The organism is Blautia sp. MSK.18.38 (assembly GCF_024460535.1).
Classification (GTDB): domain Bacteria; phylum Bacillota; class Clostridia; order Lachnospirales; family Lachnospiraceae; genus Blautia_A; species Blautia_A fusiformis.
In genome coordinates, this window is sequence record NZ_JANFYP010000010.1 from 84,315 (window position 1) to 103,690 (window position 19,376).

The window sequence follows — 19,376 nt, forward strand, 5'->3', positions numbered from 1 at the left end:
TTTCAGGGATCTTGTTTATCGTGGTCTGTAGGAATTTTGTATGTGCGCAGGTATGCTTCTACGATGGCAAGGATAGCGGTAATTTGCTCATCGTTGCATTTTGACAGGTACATGAGCAGGCGTTGATAATCAAGATTATCTGTATGATTGTTTGGATAAAACAATGGTTCAGGAGGAACATTTAAAGCGCGTACCAGTTTTCTGATTTTATGAAAACTCGGAACTCGGCCCCCATTTTCAATTTCCTTTAAATATCGGCTGGACATTTCTGCTTTTTCAGCTAATTCTTCATAAGTCAATTTTTGCTCGTGTCGGGCGTTCTTAAAAAACAATCCCAGTTCTTTATCTGTTTGTTTTGGCATATGATACACCTCCATGTTTAGTGTATAGTTCCCTTTCTTGAAAGAAAATGAACTAATATTTCACTAAAAAAGAGGGTGATATTTCACTTTTTAAAAGACATATAAAATTCTGAATTTCCGTAAAACAGATCCGGAGGTATAGGAAAGATTAAGAATTTTATTGTCTGGTATCATATCCGTCATTACGTGACGGATGAAATAGATAAATAGTTCAAAAAAGCAAATAAATTTCTTTACCTCAAAAAGTGAATTATATGCCACAAAAAATGATGGCAAAATATTATCTTTTGATATAAATAGCGTCCGATGGGCTAAAAACTACCCATTAGGACGTTTTTTATATATCTCAAAATACAGGAAAAACAATTTTCTCGTATTTATTAAGAAATTTTTTAAAAATTTCTTCCCACACCCCGACAAATGCACTCATCCGTTTGGGATATGTGTGAAGGGGAAGCAAGAACTTTGCTTATTGCCTACCGGCGGGGAAGGAGGTGAACTCTTATGGAGCAATCCTCTTTTCAAGATGAGCAGACAGTCAGACATCAGTTTGATTCTCTGTGCAAGCTGGCATTGAAAAGTGAAGTTATTAATTATGAAAAGCATATGGCATATCGCCAGAAGTATGAAGTGATGTTGTCAGAATTATCAGAAAAGGAGTTGAGCAGACTTTTTATAATGGATGAGCATGAAATGGAAACACATCGTTTTCAGGTCCTGGGTTACGACATAGAAGTCAAAGATGCATTGATTGCTGAAGCACTGCAGACACTTACTGAAAAGAAAAGGAATGTTGTGTTATTATCATATTTTATGGATATGAGTGATGCAGACATTGCCAGAGAAATGAATCTTGTACGCAGCACAATTAATGAGCATCGTAGACGATCACTGGAACTGATGAGAAAAAATATGGAGGAATCTGCAAATGAAAAAAAGTAAAAAACAGAAATGCGCATTTGATTTGCTGCCATTCCATGTTATTGAGGCAGCATCAACTGGTGATACTGAGGCAATCCAGGCAGTGTTGAAGCATTATGAAGGGTACATAACAGTTTTGGCTACCAGAAAAATGTTTGACGAATTTGGACAGGTGCATTACTGTGTAGATGAAACTCTGCGTCAACGCCTGGAAGCAAAACTGATTACTAAGACCTTGGGATTTGATACGAAATCATATGTAAGGAAAAGTAATCAGTAAAGGGAGTATTTATATAAAAAAACTGCTAAAGATTTCTGATCCCCTTTAGAAATCCGTGGGTAGTGTAACTGTACCTTGAAAATTAAATATAGTTAACTTGCAGGAACGTGTGAAATAGTGGAGCTATGTAGCAAATACGCGGAGACTATCTGCTTTTTAACTTCCCGACAAATTGTCGAGAAGTACAGAAGTGAAAACTGAGGAAGTGCTGATTTTGGCATTGAAGGAAAGGTACGAGCGAGAAATATATTGCTACCAACAGAGCTTAGGAACTTTGTAGCGAGGAAACTGTTTTTGATAATGATACTTCCGATAAAGATTCGGTCTGAAAAGATGGTGCAAATCCAATGAGGTCATACCTGGTGGCTGCCTGCAGGTTTTTGATAAAGTGCCTGTTGATAAAAGAACATTTTAACTATGAAGTGTTTTTTTATCAGCGGGCATAAAAAGAGGGGGTGACAATTTGGAACTTGAAAAGACTTTGTTGTCTGTAGAGGAATTCTGTACATATATGGGAATTGGAAAAACGAAAGCGAGAGAACTGCTTTCTAATCCTAGTTGTAAGTATGTAGTTCGAGTCGGACGACGAGTGTTGATTCATAAGGAGCTTTTAGATGCTGAATTGAAGAAAAGTGCTAAGTTTCAACTGAAAATGTAATGTTCAACAAAAGTAAAAAAGGCGGTAATAGACACTTGATGTTGATGCACAATTATGCTACAATATGGAAGAAAGGAGATGAAAAGATGCCCAGAATAATTCCTATTAGAGAACTAAGAGATACGAATAGAATGTCAGAAATGTGCCATGAGTCAGAAGAACCAGTTTTTATAACGAAGAATGGCTATGGAGACATGGTAATCATGAGTTTGGAAACTTTTGAAAAAAACTCTGGTATGAGTGACTTTTATGGAAATGTGAAATTTAAAAAAGGCAAGTATTCTGATAGGGCAGAAGAAAAAGAGCATCCCATTTCCGAGTGATCTGATAGACCGCCGATAGTTTTTACTTTTGAAATTGCAAGCAACAATTATGAAGGTGAAAATTATGGGAAAAGACTTAAAAGGAAAAGAACTTGGCAGAGGTTTAACACAGAGACCTGATGGACGCTATATGGCGAGAGCGCAGGTTGCAGGAAAAAGCGTTTTATTATATGGTTGGAAATTGAGGACTCTTAAAAAAGAATTTGCTGAAGCAGTGGAAGAAGCCAGAAAAGGTTCAATATGGTTAGGCTATGAAACTGATACTCTTACATTAAATGAATGGTTTGAGGAATGGTACGAAAAATATAAGGCTCCGACATTGAAAAATGGAGGATCAGCTCAGTATAGGCGTAAATTTGTAAACTATTATGGTGTGAGAATTGGATCAAAAAATCTGAAAGATATTCGCCAATTACATGTTCAGACAGCGATTGCTGATATGCTCGAAGCTGGGAGATCATCGAAGTCGGTCAGAGAAGCGACTGGTATTTTACAGAACTGTATTGAGGCAGCTATGGCGAATGGTTTAACTTCTATTAATCCGACTATAGGAGTTGTTATTCCAAAGTGTGATAAAGTTGAAAGAAGAGTACTGACAGTAGAAGAGCAGGAAATTTTTATAGAACATTTGGAAAGAACAAAAAGCTGGTATGAAGAAATGTATAAGCTGATGTTGCTTACAGGAATGCGTATCGGGGAGGTTGGTGGACTTCAGTGGAGAGATATTGATTTTACGAATCGATTTATCAGTATAAAAAGATCTCTGTCATATCAATATGAGGATGGCGTGAAAACTATGTTTTTTACATCACCCAAGACAGAAAATTCTGTCAGAAAAATTCCTTTTTTTGGAGAGACAAAAGATATACTAATGAGGCAGTTTGAAAAACAGAAAGCCAAGCGAGCTGACATGGGAAAGAAATGGAAACAGCCCAAAGATATGGACGATCTGATATTCACTACATCATTAGGAACTCCAATAGGTCGTTATACGATTGAAAATGATATGAGAAACATTACAAAACAGATAAATGAGACGCTTCGAATAGAAGCGGAATATTCGGGAACAATTCCGAAGAAATTTGAAAGAGTCCATCCACATGCTTTGAGACATACTTTTGCAACAAGATGTTTTGAAAAAGGAATGACCCCTCGGACAGTACAGGAGATTATGGGACACTCAAATTATAATACAACGGTGTCATATACACATGTATTGGACGATATAAAACTAAAAGAAGCAGAACGTTTGGGGGACTTTCTGGATAATACGAAAGCAGCACAAAGAGTTGTGCAGGACGAGCTTCTTGGTATTATGTAGGCAATAGAATTACTCAATTAGTTACGTAATGAGGTTGTTGAAACGTTTTTAGATTGATTGTTAAAGTAATATAAAACAGAAAGATCCGCATAGCGGAAAATGCTGATTTTAACTGGATTATTCGCATAGCAGGCAGGAATGTAAGACTTAAAACTTTGCATAGCAGGTTGGAATGTAAGTCGAAAATATCGCATCGCAGATGAACGCATAATCTTACAGTTCGCATAAGAATTTGAACCGTAATTTTATCATGTAAATCAATGAAAAACCTTGAATTTCCTATGAAAATGGGATGATTCAAGGTTTTTTTGCGTATTGGGGAATAAATTCGAGACTGTGAGAAAAAGTCTGTAAATAAGATTCTTCTATGATATGCAAGGGTGGCAAGCCTGAAAATCAGGCTTCTCACCTTGTTTTATATATAACAGTGGTAGGGCGGTGGAATTTAAATAAAAAAATTCCACTTTACAAATAACAGATAAAGTATTAAAATAAACAAAAAGATATCTTCAGGGCAGGGTGTGATTCCCTACCGGCGGTAGAGCCCGCGAGCCGAAAGGCATGATCCGGTGAGATTCCGGGGCCGACAGTACAGTCTGGATGGAAGAAGATGATAGTACAGTTGATTTTTGTATGAATGAATGTAGTATCAGAGCTCTGAGATGGTGATCCATTTCAGAGCTTTTTATGTAGGAAATAATCAGACATTTATTTATCGATCATATGTAACAGATCAATTCCACCCTGCAGATATTTCTGCAGGCTTTTTTTGTATTTGGCACATCGTTTTCGAAATAAATATACCACTCACTTGTCTGTGAATCCGATTGCACAGGTCTAAAAGCCTCGGCGTACCAGACAAAGAACAGGAATAAGAAAGAAGGAATAAAAATGACGGATCAGGAATATATGCTTCGGGCGATTCAGCTGGCCCAAAAAGGAGAAGGCTGGACGAATCCCAATCCGATGGTAGGGGCAGTGATCGTAAAAGACGGAAGGATCATTGGGGAAGGCTATCATAAAAAGTATGGAGAACTTCATGCGGAACGTAATGCAATTGCTTCCCTCACAGAATCAGCAGAAGGTGCGGTGATTTATGTTACGCTGGAGCCTTGCTGTCATCATGGAAAAACACCTCCATGTACGGAAGCGATCATTGAACAGAAGATCAGAAAAGTGGTGATCGGTTCCCGGGATCCGAATCCGAAAGTGGCAGGAAAAGGTGTACAGATGTTAAGGGAAGCCGGTGTAACAGTAGTTGAAGATTTTATGAGAGAAGAATGTGATCAGCTGAATCCGGTGTTTTTCCATTATATTACTACGAAGACTCCTTATGTGGTGATGAAGTATGCCATGACACTGGATGGGAAGATCGCAACGAAGACAGGAGCATCAAAATGGATCACCGGAGAAGCGGCAAGAAAAGAAGTACAGCATATGCGGCATCAGTACATGGGGATCATGGCAGGTATTGGAACTGTGCTTGCAGATGATCCGATGTTAAACGTCCGGGTAGAAGGCTGGAAAAGTCCTGTCAGGATTGTGTGCGACAGTAAGCTCAGGATCCCGCCGGACAGTCAGATCGTAAAAAGTGCGGAAAAGTACCGGACGATCGTGGCTTATGCAGATCAGAAAAATACAGAAGAAAAAATAAAAATATTACATACTATGGGAGTTGAGACCATTTACTGTCCGGATGAAAAGGATCAGATAGACCTTAAAAAGCTGATGACAGATCTTGGAAACAGGGGTATTGACAGCATCCTCCTGGAGGGAGGCGGTACGTTAAATGACAGTGCCCTGCGAGCCGGAATTGTAAAGGAAGTACAGGCTTTTGTGGCACCAAAGCTGTTTGGTGGTGTGGCCGGGAAGACACCGGTAGAAGGTATCGGAGTTGAATTCCCGTCTGAAGCAGTAGAACTGAAATATATAGATATCTGCCAGATCGGTGAGGACATCCGGATAAGATGTCAGGTGTGTGAGAAAAAACAGGAGGAATCATGTTTACAGGAATCGTAGAAGAGAAAGGAAAAGTCCGTTATATACAGCTGACAGGAGAATCAGGGATCCTGGCAGTGAAAGCCCGGAAAGTCCTGGAAGGGACAAGAATCGGTGACAGTATTGCTGTGAATGGTGTGTGTCTGACAGTTACGTCGATCCAACCGGACGGATTTACTGCCGATGTGATGGCAGAGACGATCAGAAGAAGCAGTCTTGGCAGTTGCAAAGCCGGAAGCCAGGTAAACCTGGAACGTGCAATGGCTGCAGATGGCAGGTTCGGGGGACACATAGTAAGCGGCCATATTGATGGGACTGGAGTGATACGTTCCATGCTCCGGGAAGAAAATGCCATCTGGGTATCAATTGAGACATCGCCACAGATTTTGCATCTGATCGTGGAAAAAGGATCCGTTTGCATTGATGGGATCAGCCTGACAGTTGCAAGGGTTGATGAAGCTGGTTTTCAGGTGTCGGTCATTCCACATACAGGAGAAGAAACCACCCTTTTGGAAAAGGTGCCGGGGGATCTGGTTAATCTGGAAAATGATGTGATCGGAAAATATGTAGAAAAACTGCTTGGCATCAGAAAAAATGAAGAAGAGAAAAAAGAATCCGGAATTACGATGAAGTTTCTTGAAGAATTCGGGTTTTAGAACAGGAGGATATACACTATGTCACAAAATTATCAGTACAACACAATTGAAGAGGCACTTAGGGATCTTAAGGAAGGAAAAATAGTTCTGGTCACAGATGATCCGGACAGAGAAAATGAGGGAGATCTGATATGTGCGGCAGAGTTTGCAACCCGGGAAAATATTAATTTCATGGCGACTTATGCAAAGGGTCTTATCTGTACACCGATGAGTGCAGAAATTGCGGCGAGATTGAATTTTCCGCCGATGGTTGCTGAGAACACGGACAATCACAGTACAGCATTTACCGTGGCAGTGGATCACGCAGATACAACCACCGGTATCTCTGCGGCAGAACGCTCCTATACCATTATGAAGTGTGTGGATGATCAGTCAAAACCGGAGGATTTCAGAAGACCGGGACATGTATTTCCGCTTATTTCCAGAAAAGGCGGGGTTCTGGTACGAAATGGCCATACGGAGGCAACAACAGATCTTATGAGACTTGCCGGACTGAAAGAATGCGGCGTGTGCTGTGAAGTTATGAAAGAAGATGGCACTATGATGCGTACATCACAGCTATGGGAAATGGCAAAAGAGCATAACCTTACATTTATTACGATTCGTGATCTGCAGGATTATATAAGAATACATGAAAAGCATGTAAAGGAGGAAGCAGCTGCAAACCTCCCAACGCAGTACGGTGATTTTAAAATGTATGGCTATATCAATGACATTACAGGAGAGCATCATCTGGCACTGGTAAAAGGTGATCTAGGAGATGGTGAGGATGTGCTTTGCCGTGTACATTCGGAGTGCCTGACAGGAGATGCATTCGGATCGCTCAGATGTGACTGCGGCCTGCAGCTGCAGACAGCGATGCGCCAGGTAGAGGCGGAAGGCAGAGGGATCATTCTGTATATGAGACAGGAAGGCAGAGGGATCGGACTGATCAATAAGATCAAAGCCTATGCGCTTCAGGAACAGGGATATGATACCGTGGAGGCTAATGTGAAGTTAGGGTTTGCACCGGATCTCAGAGAGTACTGGGTTGGGGCACAGATACTGTCAGACCTTGGTGTGAAATCATTAAGATTACTGACCAATAACCCGGATAAAGTCTATGGGCTTGGTGAATTCGGGCTGAAGATCAATGAGAGAGTACCTCTGGAGATTCCGGTACAAAAATATGACCGGAAGTATATGAAGACGAAGCAGGAAAAGATGGGTCATATTTTTAAGGAAATAAATTTATAAAAAACAGCAAATAGCAGGAGGAAGAAAAAATGAGACAGATCAATTTAGTAGAAGGAAAAGTAGTAGCACCGGAGGGAATGAAGGTTGGTATCGTGGCAGCGAGATTCAATGAGATCATTGTGAATAAATTATTGGGAGGGGCAGTCGACGGACTGGTAAGACATGGAGTAGAAGAAGAGAATATTACTGCAGCATGGGTGCCGGGAGCATTTGAGATTCCGCTTACAGCACAGAAAATGGCACAGTCAGGAAAATATGATGCAGTTATCTGCGTGGGAGCTGTCATCCGTGGAGATACTTCACATTATGATCTGGTGTGCAATGAATCTGCCAAGGGGATCGCACAGGTTGAACTTGCAACAGGGATCCCGGTCTTATTCGGAGTGATCACGACTGAGAATATCGAGCAGGCTATTGCGCGTGCAGGAAGCAAAGCGGGAAATAAAGGCTATGACTGTGCGTTATCTGCGATCGAGATGGTCAATCTGATGAAGCAGCTCTAATAGATAGGGAAATAAATGATGACAAAAACGATCATATTCGATTATGATGGAACGATCCATCATACCCTTGGAATCTATGAACCGGCATTTCGTGAAACCTATCAGTGGCTGACAGAACAGAAGGCCGCAGAAGAACGGGAGATAGGCTCGGCGGAAATTGCCGGCTGGCTGGGATTTAACAGTAAGGAGATGTGGAATACATTTTTGCCGGAGCTGGATCAGAGCTATAAAGAGCAGGCGAGCAGGATGGTAGGAGAACTGATGGTCAGACAGATCAGGAAGCATAAGGCAGTGTGGTATCCGGGAGCAGAGGAGATGCTTACAGCCTTGAAGAACCGGGGATATCATCTTGTGATCTTAAGTAACTGTAAAGCTTCCTATCGTGAGGCGCACTGGAAGGAATTTGGGATGGAACGATGGTTCGATCATTTTTATGACTGCGAATCGTATGGATTCCGTCCAAAGACAGAAATTGTGCAGGAAATCATCCGGGAATATACAGGCCCTTATCTGGTGGTCGGAGACAGGAGGCAGGATCTGGAATGTGCCAGAGCCTGCAAAAGCCCATTTATAGGATGCCTGTATGGATATGGTGAGAGCGGGGAGCTGAACGGAGCAGATCGTCTTGCAGAACATATAGAGGATATACCACAGTTGGTGATATGAGGATGAGTTCAGCTTTATCCGAAAGTAGAAGCTGTACACTGACAGAAGGCATAGGACTGACGGGAACGGCATAAATATTATAAAAATCCGAAGGATCCTGAAATATGATTTCCCTCAGTCTATGTATGATCGTAAAAAATGAAGAAGCAGTTCTTGATAGGATCTTGAAGCCGGTTTCTCAGGTGATGGATGCGATCCTGATCGCAGATACCGGTTCTTCAGACAGAACAAAAGAGATCGCGGAGCAGTATACGTCGCAGGTGTTTGATTTTCCTTGGTGTGATGATTTTTCTGCTCCGCGTAATTTTCTTCTGGAAAAAGTCCGCACCGATTACTGGATGTGGCTGGATGCGGATGATGTCCTGGATGAAGAAAATCTGGAAAAACTGAAGAGTCTTAAAGAAACTCTGGATCCCGGAACAGATGTTGTAATGATGGAATATGCGGCAGGGTTTGACCAGAGCGGGAGAACAACATTTTCATATTTTCGGGAGCGGATAATGAAAACATCCAGAAATTTCAGATGGAATGGGGCAGTTCATGAAACTGTGATTCCGGAGGGAAATATCATTTATTCAGATGTGGTGATCCGGCACCGGAAATGTGGAAAAGGTGATCCGGACCGTAATCTTCGCATTTATGAAAAAATGCTGGCAGGAGGAGAAACGCTGGAACCCAGACATCAGCTTTATTATGGGAGAGAACTGTATTATCATCAGCGTTATCCGGAGACAGAGGCTGTGTTGGTGGAGTTCCTGAAAAATCCATCCGGATGGCTGGAAAATAAGATCGATGCCTGTTTTGTACTTGGACAGTGCTACCGGAAAATGGGAGAAAAAAAGTACGCACTGGAAGCTTTTCTGTACAGTCTGACTATGGATGTGCCGAGGGCGGAAATCTGTTGTGAGGTCGGAAAGATTTTTCTGGAAAGAGAGCTTCCCAGACAGGCTGGCTATTGGTATGGGCAGGCGCTTACTGTGCCGTCAGATAAGAAAAAATGTGGATTTTTTATGGCTGAGTGTCATGGATTTGTGCCATATATGCAGCTTTGCGTTTGTTATGATAAGATGGGATGTCCGGAGCAGGCATTCTTTTTTCATAAGAAAGCGAAGGGACTGAAGCCGGAAGATCCGGGAGTATTGTATGACCAGAAATATTTCTGGGAAAAATATGGTCTGGTATAAAAGAAAAGATATCTTTATTATATTTTTCCTGGCAGGGTACAAGCTTGCGGGGATCCTATGCACAGGTAAAAGCTGTTGTCATATACTGTAGGGAAAGTTATTTTCCTATGAGGTGATCGAAGAATGCTGTTCAGGCATCGAAAACGTAAGGAAATGGAAATGCAGCAGGACAGTCATGAGGATTTGTCCTGTATGTCCTGTTATGGAAATCATAGTTCCTGTGGATGTGACAGATGTGGAACAAGAGGCTGCCCAGGCCCTGTGGGACCTACAGGACCAACCGGTCCCAGAGGCTGTCCGGGAGTTCCGGGTCCTATGGGTCCTCAGGGACCGCAGGGGGAACCGGGAATACAGGGATATACGGGAGCCACGGGCCCGGCTGGAGCAACGGGTCCAGCGGGAGTCATCGGTCCGACGGGAGCAACAGGAGCCACCGGTCCTGCAGGAGTAACAGGTCCGACGGGAGCAACGGGAGCGACAGGAGCAACAGGAGCCACGGGTCCAGCGGGAACGACGGGGGTAACAGGTCCGGCTGGTGCGATCGGAGCCACGGGTCCAGCAGGTCCAACAGGAGCAACAGGAGCCACCGGCCCTGCCGGAACAGTAACCCCGGCAGCTGCTGTTGGAAATGCAACAACGGTAGATGATATTGTGGAGGATTTTAATGCACTTCTTGCAAACCTTCGTGATGCAGGACTCCTGGAAAGATAGTGAAATGATAAACACACGTTACTGTGCGGCTGCGTATTTTATGCAGCCGCTGCATATTCTCCATAAAAATATTTCATTGTAGCTTTCCGATGAAAGGTGCTATAATATTCTTATGTAAGTATGAACATGGGGGATGAAATCGTGAAAAAAAACAAGTATGAGATCGATATGTGTAATGGATCGATCATGGACAAGCTGATTTCGTTTTCACTGCCGCTGATGCTGTCCGGTATCCTGCAGCTGATGTTCAATGCAGTGGATATCGTGGTAGTGGGACGTTTCAGCGGAAGTGAGGCGCTGGCGGCAGTAGGCTCCACTACCGCACTGATCAATGTGTTTACCAACCTTTTTATCGGGATTTCTCTTGGTGCCAATGTGCTGGCAGCCAGATTTTATGCTGCCGGTAAGGATGAAGAAATGTCAGAAACAGTACATACATCGATCCTGCTGGCTCTGATCAGCGGGATCATCATGGCAGTTCTGGGAGTGATCTTTGCCAGAATCTGCCTGGAACTGATGGATACACCGGACGATGTGATCGATCTTTCTACTCTTTATATGCGTATTTATTTCCTGGGAATGCCGTTTTTTATGCTGTATAACTATGGTGCGGCGATCCTGCGTGCTGTGGGAGATACCAAGCGGCCGCTGGTCTTTCTGATCATTTCCGGCTGTGCCAATGCGCTTTTGAATCTGTTTTTCGTGATCGTGTGTCATTTAAGCGTGGCCGGTGTGGGAATCGGAACGGTGATCTCTCAGCTGATCTCCTGCATTCTTGTCCTTCGGTGTCTGTATCAGACAGAGGGAAGCTATCAGCTGCGTTTTTCAAAACTGTCCATAAAGGGAGAGTACCTGAAGCAGATCTTCCAGGTGGGACTGCCTGCCGGGATCCAGAGTACAGTGATCAATTTTTCCAATGTACTTCTTCAGTCTTCTGTAAACTCCTTTGGTTCCATTGCTATGGCAGGATATACAGCAGCCAATAATATTTTTGGATTTCTGTATGTGTCCGTGAATTCGGTTACCCAGGCCTGCATGAGCTTTACCAGTCAGAATTATGGTGTGCGAAAACCGAAACGTATGGACCGGGTGCTTGTTGACTGTATGATCCTGTCCTTTGTCGTATCCTTTGCCATGGGCTGTGGTGCATACTTTTTCGGTCCGCAGCTTCTGAAGATCTATACGGAAGACCCTAAGGTTATCCAATGCGGAATGGAGATTCTTGTCTATACCACAGTTACCTATTTCCTTTGCGGACAGATGGATCTGTTTCCGGGAGCACTGCGCGGAATGGGACGCTCTGGTGTGCCGATGATCCTGTCTATTATCGGAACGGTCGGCCTTCGAATTGTGTGGATTTTCGGAATTTTCCCGGCTCACAGATCACTGAAAGTACTGTTTATTTCTTATCCGGCATCCTGGATCCTTACGATCATCATGCAGGTGACCTGTTTCTGGTTTGTAAGGCGGAAAGTTCACAGGCAGCTTCTGGGAGAGACTGCAGAATAAAAACGAATACACAGAATATCAGAAAAAGCGGATAGAATTCCGCTTTTCTGTGTTTACGGGGAAAATAAAACAGGTCAACTCATGTCCATTTTGCAAACAGGAGACATTGGAGCTGGAAAATAAAGAATATGGAGGAAACATGGAATTATTAAAACCTGATTATTACGACGAATTTACCTGTATTGCAGACAAATGCACCATCAGCTGCTGCAGGGAATGGAAGATCAACATAGATGATGAAACCTACAGAAACTGGAAAACCATCCAGCCGCCGTCAGAGGTGCCCGGACACAGAAGCTGCCTGCAGGCCTATACCATGAAAAAGGACGGCAGCCGGATCATGAAGATGACGGAAGAGCACGACTGTCCTTTTCTTGCAAAGAACAGACTGTGCTATCTGGTAAGTGCTTATGGGGATTCGATGCTTTCAGAGACCTGCCAGATTTTTCCAAGGGAGATCCATGAATTTCAGGATCATAAGGAAGCGACCATGATGCCCTGTTGCCCGGCTGTCCTGGACATCTGGAAGGAGAAGAAAAGAATCGCTTTTCCGGAAACTCCAAAAGAAAAGGAACAGCCGCTTTTTCTTGTGCGCCGGAAGGTTATGGATCTTATAATGGATCCTGAAAAAACACCGGAGGAAATCCTTCTTGAAAGTTTTTATGTTCTGAAGGAACTTCACTGGAACATGCCGCTTACCACAGAGCTTGTGGAAGATTATTTTTCAGAGAAAACGATTCGCCAACTGGAACATGCTATTAATGAAATAGAGCTGCCTGTTCTGGATACCATGGACGAATGCAATGAACTTTTGCAGGACCTGGCTGTAAATTACCGGAAAGAGGGACTTTACCGGAAATATCTGGAGCCGGTGATGGAACTTGCGGAGGAATTGTCCGAAGAATATGAGGAAGAGGAACTGGTGGAAGCCCGGGAGGATTTTTATCGGAAATTTCGTGTATATGAAGACCTTCTCCGGAGCTTTCTTGCCAACGAAGTATATTCAGATCTTCTGACACCGGAGGGAGATTTGGAAGATGCCCTGGTCCATATGCAGTGGATCGGTATGGAATATGCCACCATCCGCCAGGCTGTTTTTCTTCGGTGGCAGAAAGATGGACGGGGATCTCTTCCCTACGAAACACTCCGGGATTATATGGTAGTGATCTCCAGAATGACCGGATATGAGGAAGACGATATCCGGGAATATCTTGAGAACAGTTTTGAAGAACTTCTGTGGGAGTGGGGATATTTTGCGCTGATCACAGGAAAATGACTTTATAACTTGAAGTTATATTAAGTATTAAAAATATACATTTTAATTATATGACGTTTTGTGTTAGAATATAGGACGAAAAGGGTAACAGAGGAATGTTAACCCGGAAATGGATAACAATCAGAAAGGAACTTGTTTTATGGATAAGGGAACAATTTTTAAATTTCATAATGACCTCGATACCGATCAGATCATTGCATCCCAGTACCTGCTTCTGCCGAATCTGGATGAGATGAAGAGTCACACATTTGAGTCACTGGATCCGGATTTTTCCAAGAAGGTGAAACCGGGAGATTTTGTAGTGGGAGGAGAGAACTTCGGATGCGGATCTTCCAGAGAACAGGCACCGGGCGTTCTTAAGGCACTTGGAGTAAAGGCAGTTATTGCGAAATCTTTTGCTCGTATTTTTTTCCGTAATGCCATTAATATCGGACTTCCGGCAATTGTCTGTAAGGATCTCCCGGATGCTGTGAAGACAGGAGATACCCTGGAGCTTCATATGTCCGAGGGAACTGCTGTTGCCAATGGTAAGACTTATTCCTGCACAAAACTGCCGGAATACATGCAGAATATACTGAATCAGGGCGGCCTTATCGCTTCTCTGAACCGTGAGGAGGAATAAGAGATGGGAATGACGATCGCAGAAAAAATCATCGCGGCAGCGGCTGGAGTGGACAGTGTAAAACCCGGAGATATCTATACGGTTTCACTGGATCATCTGATGAGCAATGACGGAACCACACATCTGACTGTTGATATGTACAACAATAAATTAAAAAATCCTCATATTGCAGATACAAAGAAGCTGGTATTAATCGTAGACCATAACGTACCGTCTGACAGCCCGAAAACAGCGGCATCCCAGAAAAAGATGAGAGATTTTGCAAGAGAAAATAATATTGATTTCTGGGAAGGAAAGGGTGTCTGCCACCAGATCATGATCGAGAATTATGTCCGTCCGGGACAGCTGATCTTCGGTGCTGACAGCCATACCTGTTCCTACGGAGCACTTGGTGCTTTCGGTACCGGTGTAGGATGCACAGATTTCCTTTACGGAATGGTGACCGGAACATCCTGGGTCATGGTTCCGGAAACCGTAAAATTTAACCTGACAGGGAAGCTTCCTGAGGGTGTTTACGCAAGAGATCTGATCCTTACCATTATCGGTGAGATCGGGGCAAACGGCTGCAACTATCAGGCAATGGAGTTTACCGGTGAGGGCGCCAGAACCTTAAGCATCAGCGACCGTATGGCACTTTGCAACATGGCTGTTGAGGCTGGTGCGAAGACAGGAATCTTTGAGGCTGATGATAAAGCTCTGGAATATCTGAAAGAGCATGGACGTGAGCCAAAAGCGGTATATCATAGCGATCCGGATGCTGTTTACGCAAGAGAGTATACCTTTGATCTTTCAAAAGTCCGTCCGGTTGTAGCGAAGCCAGACTTTGTTGACAATGTGGTTCCGGCTGAGGAAACCTGCGGCATCAAGATCAACGAAGCGTTCCTTGGCTCCTGCAATAACGGCCGTATTGAAGACCTCCGTGTAGGCGCAGAGGTGATCAAAGGCAAAAAAGTTGCAGAGGGAGTTCGTTTCCTGGTTGTTCCTGCAAGCCAGACCATTTATCGTCAGGCATTAAAGGAGGGGCTTATCGATATCTTCATGGAAGCAGGGGCTATTGTTATGAACCCGAACTGCAGTGTATGCTGGGGAAGCTGCCAGGGTGTTATCGGCGAGAATGAGGTTCTGATCAGCACAGGAACCCGTAATTTCAAGGGACGTGCAGGGCATCCGAGCTCCAAGGTTTACCTGGGATCTGCGGCAACAGTTACTGCATCTGCCGTTGCAGGTGAGATCGCAACTGCTGACAGAGTATAAGAGTTTCAGAAAAGATTTAAATAATATATTCAGAAATTATCAGAGGATGATCCGTTTCGGCGTGGGTTCTTATAACAGAGCAGACAGAAAACATTTGCCTGATGATACGGAACGGAATAAACAGGAGATATACATATGGAAGCATTTACAGGAAAAGTGTGGGTACTTGGTGATGATATTGATACGGATATCATTATCCCGACGGAGTACCTTGCACTGAAAACCATTGACGATATGAAACAGTACGGATTCAGCCCCCTTCGTCCGGAGCTGGCCGGACAGATCCAAAAGGGCGACATTATTGTAGCAGGAAAGAACTTCGGATGCGGATCCTCCAGAGAGCAGGCACCGGAGATCATCAAGGCACTGGGTGTGCAGTGTGTCATTGCGAAATCTTTTGCCCGGATCTTTTTCCGCAACTCCATTAACAACGGCCTTCTTCTTATTGAGCAGCCGGATCTTCATGACAATGTAAAAGAGGGAGATCAGGTTACGGTAGTAATGAATGAGCATGTAGAGCACAATGGAAAACAGTACCCGATCGCTTCTCTTCCGGAGAATCTGATGGATATCATCCAGGCTGGCGGACTGGTAAAAGCCATGCGTAAGCTGAACGGCCTGGACTAAAAAACGGAGAGGAGAGAAATAATGGGCGAGACGATCATTGAAAAAATTATCAGACATAATACAGGCAAGGCAGTAAAACCTGGTGATATCGTGACGGTCAATGTGGACAGAGTGATGATCCATGATATCTTTATTCCGTTTGTAGCGGAAAAATTTGAGGAGATGGGCTTTCAGAAGCTGTGGGATCCGGACAAGGTTGTTCTGATCTATGACCATCTTGTACCGGCAAGTCAGCAGGATGATACCAGACATTTCCATGTGGGAGATGCTTTTGCAGCTAAATATGGCATGAAAAACGTACACAGAAGTGACGGTATCTGTCATCAGCTTATGACTGAGGCAGGTTATGTTAAACCCGGTAATATTGTATTTGGTACAGACAGCCATACCACGACTTATGGATGTGTCGGTGCGTTTTCTTCCGGCATCGGTTACACAGAGATGGCCAGCATCCTGGGAACAGGAACCATGTGGATCAAGGTTCCGGAAACCATAAAGGTTGTGATCGACGGAGAACTTCCGGAGAATGTCATGTCCAAGGATATTATCCTCCGCCTGATCGGTGACCTTCGTGCAGATGGAGCTACTTACCGTGCTTTGGAATTTTCCGGAAGCACCATTGAAAATATGTCTGTGGCAAGCCGTATGACTATGGCGAATATGGCAATTGAGGCCGGTGCGAAATGTGCACTTTTCACACCGGATGAGAAGACAGCTGCTTACTGCAACGTAGAGCTTGATGATTATCAGAAGAGTCTTGTGGGAGATGAGGATGCTGTCTACATGAAGACCATAACTTATAAAGCAGAGGATTTTGTGCCGGTAATGGCATGTCCGTCTCAGGTGGACAAGATCCGTGATGTCAGTGAGCTTCAGGGTGAGACCATCGACCAGGTATTCATCGGTTCCTGTACCAACGGACGTCTGGAGGATCTTATGGCGGCAGCAGAGGTGCTGAAGGGCAAAAAGGTTGCAGACTTTGTAAAGCTGATCGTGACTCCTGCCAGCCGCAAAATTTACCGCCAAGCTATTGAGCTTGGCATTCTGGATACTCTTGCGGAAGCAGGGGCTATCATTACGCATCCGGGCTGCGGACTTTGCTGCGGAAGAACCGGCGGAATCCTGACAGACGGTGAGAAGGTTGTGGCAACCAACAATCGTAATTTTCTGGGACGTATGGGAACTTCCAAGGTTCAGATCTATCTGGCATCTCCGAAAACAGCAGCAGCCTGTGCCGTTGCAGGCAAGATCGTAATGCCGGAATAAGAAGCAGAAGATTCTGAGAGAAATACTGCTGCCAGAAACAGATAAAGAAACGTATGAGAAAGACAGATTTTCGCAGAGGCGTCAGTCTGTCTTTTTTACCGGATCAGAAGGATCCGGGATAAGTCATTTTTACAGAAAATGGGATTTATTGTATTATAATAACGGCCAGTGTGACAACATAACATATATTACATAAGACTCGAGGGATAAGGGTATGGAGAAAAGATCAACCATCAGTAAAAAGACACTGAAGATCATACTTGGGATCTGCATTGGCGTAACGATCCTGGCAGTGGCAGGGTTATTTGTCTATACATACTTGGCAGATCATAATACGCTGGGACGGAAGATTTCCATATGGGGAGTGAATGTTTCCGGACTGGATGCAAAGCAGGCAGAAGAAAAGATCACTGCGGAATTTGCAGATCGTCCGGTATCCTTTCAGGAAAATGATCAGGAAGTTTACAGTACAACTTTGAAAGAGCTGGGCTACAGTCTCAATGAAGAAGCCCTTCTGAGTAAGCTTACAGAAATTCAGAAACAGCGGGAAGAGAGCCGGAAGCTTTTTCCAAAGGAAGAAAATATAGAACCGGAATGTCAGATCGAGGAAGATGAGGAGCAGGAAAAGCAGGCTCTCGATCTTTCAAATTTCGGTACGGAAGAAAGAAAAGCTTCTGTTGATGCAGCCATTCAGTACGATAAGGAGAAAAAAGAATTCACCCTTGTGAAACAGGTACAGGGGACGGAGATCGATCCGGATAAGCTGGAGACTACCGTGGACACAAATCTGAACGCAGCATTTGATACGGCTCTGCTTGGGGATACCATCACAGTACCGATCAACAAGCATGTGTATGTAAGCCCGACGGTCACTGTAACAGAGGATATGAAAAATAAGATTACAGACCTGAACAGCCAGCTGAAGAAATACCGCAGCAGTACAGTAACTTATACATTCGGAAGTGAAACGGCTGTTCTGGATTCCGATACGATCACATCCTGGCTGAAGGCTGAGGGGGAGACGCTGACTTTAGATGAAGAAGCCATTAAAGCCTACATCAGTGAGCTTGCCAACAAATACAATACCATTTATGTTCCCCGCACCTTTCATACATCTGCGGGAACGGATGTGACCATTGAGGGAAATGAGTACGGATACCGGATCGATCAGGACGGAGAATATGCGCAGCTTTTGGAAGACCTGAAAAGTGGTACTGCTGTAACAAGAGAGCCTGTTTACAGCAAAAAAGGATACCAGAGAAACGGAACAGACGATCTGGCAGGCAGTTACATAGAGGTCAGTCTGGATGCACAGCATTTGTGGCTGTACAAGGACGGATGCCTTGTGACGGAAACAGATATTGTCAGCGGTAAGCCGGTGAAGGGGCGTGAAACATATCGTGGTGCATGGCCGATCGCCTACAAGGCGAGTCCCTTTAACCTTACCAGCAATGAATATGGTTACGATGTAAAGGTTAATTACTGGATGCCTTTTGTCTACGGACAGGGACTTCATGATGCGTCCTGGCAGTCATCCTTTGGCGGGAACCGTTATAAAACCAACGGAAGCCACGGCTGCATCAATCTGCCTAAGGATCAGGCAGCACTGATCTATAACACCATTGATGCAGGTTATCCGATCATTATTTACTGATAGGAGCAAAAAAGCTTCGGAGAGATCCGGAGCTTTTTTTATGCCCGAAAATGAAAATTATCATGGAAGCAGGATCGTAAATGATAAGGCTTTTCAAAAGTACGTTAAAAAAAACACAAAAAAATATCGAAAAAGCCTTGTCGAAACAGAAATAACGTGATATGATGATTTCGGAAATCGAGCTAATACACTTCTTAATTGCGGAGGAAGAGTGTTTTTCTCTTTTATTTGGGTGCAAATTGATAAAAAACTCAAATAAGTGTTAGTTGAGATTTCATTTTTTTATTCATGTATCGTTAAAAAAAAGACAATATATGAACAAGAATATCTACTATAAACGTCAGATTTT

The 19,376-nt window shown here is 43.8% G+C and carries 20 protein-coding genes and 1 riboswitch; of the genes, 19 read left to right on the forward strand and 1 reads right to left on the reverse strand.

What is annotated here, in order from left to right; all coding sequences use genetic code 11:
• Positions 1 to 2: 2 nt before the first annotated feature.
• Positions 3 to 362, reverse strand: a complete 360-nt coding sequence (locus NE638_RS08195) for a helix-turn-helix domain-containing protein (protein WP_015524620.1) — start codon at positions 360 to 362, stop codon at positions 3 to 5.
• Positions 363 to 866: 504 nt separating this feature from the next.
• On the opposite strand from NE638_RS08195, the gene NE638_RS08200 reads away from it, so the two are divergent.
• The 19 genes from NE638_RS08200 (at position 867) to NE638_RS08290 (ending at position 19,027) form a co-directional block, all read left to right on the forward strand.
• Entirely contained in the window at positions 867 to 1,304 is a 438-nt protein-coding gene (locus tag NE638_RS08200) for an RNA polymerase sigma factor (protein WP_005426505.1), read from the forward strand.
• A complete protein-coding gene (locus tag NE638_RS08205; protein WP_015541278.1) occupies positions 1,291 to 1,563 on the forward strand; it encodes a helix-turn-helix domain-containing protein in 273 nt (90 codons plus the stop codon). The genes NE638_RS08200 and NE638_RS08205 overlap by 14 nt, the downstream gene beginning before the upstream one ends.
• A gap of 463 nt (positions 1,564 to 2,026) precedes the next feature.
• A complete protein-coding gene (locus NE638_RS08210; RefSeq protein ID WP_118608528.1) occupies positions 2,027 to 2,221 on the forward strand; it encodes an excisionase in 195 nt (64 codons plus the stop codon).
• A gap of 86 nt (positions 2,222 to 2,307) precedes the next feature.
• On the forward strand, positions 2,308 to 2,544 hold the full coding sequence (locus NE638_RS08215; protein ID WP_173746010.1) for a type II toxin-antitoxin system Phd/YefM family antitoxin: 237 nt from the start codon (positions 2,308 to 2,310) through the stop codon (positions 2,542 to 2,544).
• Positions 2,545 to 2,608: 64 nt separating this feature from the next.
• A complete protein-coding gene (locus tag NE638_RS08220) occupies positions 2,609 to 3,865 on the forward strand; it encodes a tyrosine-type recombinase/integrase (RefSeq protein ID WP_173746011.1) in 1,257 nt (418 codons plus the stop codon).
• A gap of 501 nt (positions 3,866 to 4,366) precedes the next feature.
• Positions 4,367 to 4,481, forward strand: a riboswitch (FMN riboswitch).
• Between the two features lie 275 nt (positions 4,482 to 4,756).
• Positions 4,757 to 5,884 (forward strand): bifunctional diaminohydroxyphosphoribosylaminopyrimidine deaminase/5-amino-6-(5-phosphoribosylamino)uracil reductase RibD, encoded by a 1,128-nt coding sequence (gene ribD / locus NE638_RS08225; protein WP_173746012.1) that lies wholly within the window; start codon positions 4,757 to 4,759, stop codon positions 5,882 to 5,884.
• Positions 5,866 to 6,519 carry a riboflavin synthase gene (ribE, locus tag NE638_RS08230; RefSeq protein ID WP_118515667.1) on the forward strand — a complete coding sequence of 218 codons (654 nt, stop codon included), beginning with the start codon at positions 5,866 to 5,868 and terminating at the stop codon, positions 6,517 to 6,519. Before ribD ends, ribE begins: the two co-directional genes overlap by 19 nt.
• Positions 6,520 to 6,537: 18 nt before the next feature.
• Positions 6,538 to 7,755, forward strand: coding sequence for a bifunctional 3,4-dihydroxy-2-butanone-4-phosphate synthase/GTP cyclohydrolase II (locus tag NE638_RS08235; protein WP_118515669.1), 1,218 nt, complete (start codon positions 6,538 to 6,540; stop codon positions 7,753 to 7,755).
• 29 nt (positions 7,756 to 7,784) lie between these two features.
• Complete coding sequence (gene ribH, locus NE638_RS08240) at positions 7,785 to 8,258, forward strand: 6,7-dimethyl-8-ribityllumazine synthase (protein WP_006427673.1); 474 nt, start codon at positions 7,785 to 7,787, stop codon at positions 8,256 to 8,258.
• Positions 8,259 to 8,276: 18 nt separating this feature from the next.
• The gene (locus NE638_RS08245) at positions 8,277 to 8,924 is read left to right on the forward strand and encodes an HAD family hydrolase (protein WP_015524673.1); all 648 of its coding nucleotides are present in this window, start codon (positions 8,277 to 8,279) and stop codon (positions 8,922 to 8,924) included.
• Positions 8,925 to 9,028: 104 nt separating this feature from the next.
• Positions 9,029 to 10,108 carry a tetratricopeptide repeat-containing glycosyltransferase family 2 protein gene (locus NE638_RS08250; protein ID WP_129974984.1) on the forward strand — a complete coding sequence of 360 codons (1,080 nt, stop codon included), beginning with the start codon at positions 9,029 to 9,031 and terminating at the stop codon, positions 10,106 to 10,108.
• A gap of 123 nt (positions 10,109 to 10,231) precedes the next feature.
• Positions 10,232 to 10,819 carry a collagen-like protein gene (locus NE638_RS18425; protein ID WP_118608532.1) on the forward strand — a complete coding sequence of 196 codons (588 nt, stop codon included), beginning with the start codon at positions 10,232 to 10,234 and terminating at the stop codon, positions 10,817 to 10,819.
• 126 nt (positions 10,820 to 10,945) lie between these two features.
• A complete protein-coding gene (locus tag NE638_RS08260) occupies positions 10,946 to 12,328 on the forward strand; it encodes an MATE family efflux transporter (RefSeq protein ID WP_334295244.1) in 1,383 nt (460 codons plus the stop codon).
• Positions 12,329 to 12,467: 139 nt separating this feature from the next.
• Entirely contained in the window at positions 12,468 to 13,604 is a 1,137-nt protein-coding gene (fliB, locus tag NE638_RS08265; protein WP_059086870.1) for a flagellin lysine-N-methylase, read from the forward strand.
• 139 nt (positions 13,605 to 13,743) lie between these two features.
• Entirely contained in the window at positions 13,744 to 14,226 is a 483-nt protein-coding gene (locus NE638_RS08270; protein WP_173746013.1) for a LeuD/DmdB family oxidoreductase small subunit, read from the forward strand.
• A 3-nt stretch (positions 14,227 to 14,229) separates the two neighbouring features.
• The gene (locus tag NE638_RS08275) at positions 14,230 to 15,480 is read left to right on the forward strand and encodes a 3-isopropylmalate dehydratase large subunit (RefSeq protein ID WP_114002618.1); all 1,251 of its coding nucleotides are present in this window, start codon (positions 14,230 to 14,232) and stop codon (positions 15,478 to 15,480) included.
• A gap of 135 nt (positions 15,481 to 15,615) precedes the next feature.
• Entirely contained in the window at positions 15,616 to 16,107 is a 492-nt protein-coding gene (locus NE638_RS08280; protein WP_015524680.1) for a LeuD/DmdB family oxidoreductase small subunit, read from the forward strand.
• Between the two features lie 21 nt (positions 16,108 to 16,128).
• Entirely contained in the window at positions 16,129 to 17,373 is a 1,245-nt protein-coding gene (locus tag NE638_RS08285) for a 3-isopropylmalate dehydratase large subunit (protein ID WP_173746014.1), read from the forward strand.
• A 214-nt stretch (positions 17,374 to 17,587) separates the two neighbouring features.
• Positions 17,588 to 19,027 (forward strand): L,D-transpeptidase family protein, encoded by a 1,440-nt coding sequence (locus tag NE638_RS08290; RefSeq protein WP_173746015.1) that lies wholly within the window; start codon positions 17,588 to 17,590, stop codon positions 19,025 to 19,027.
• The last annotated feature ends 349 nt before the right edge of the window (positions 19,028 to 19,376 follow it).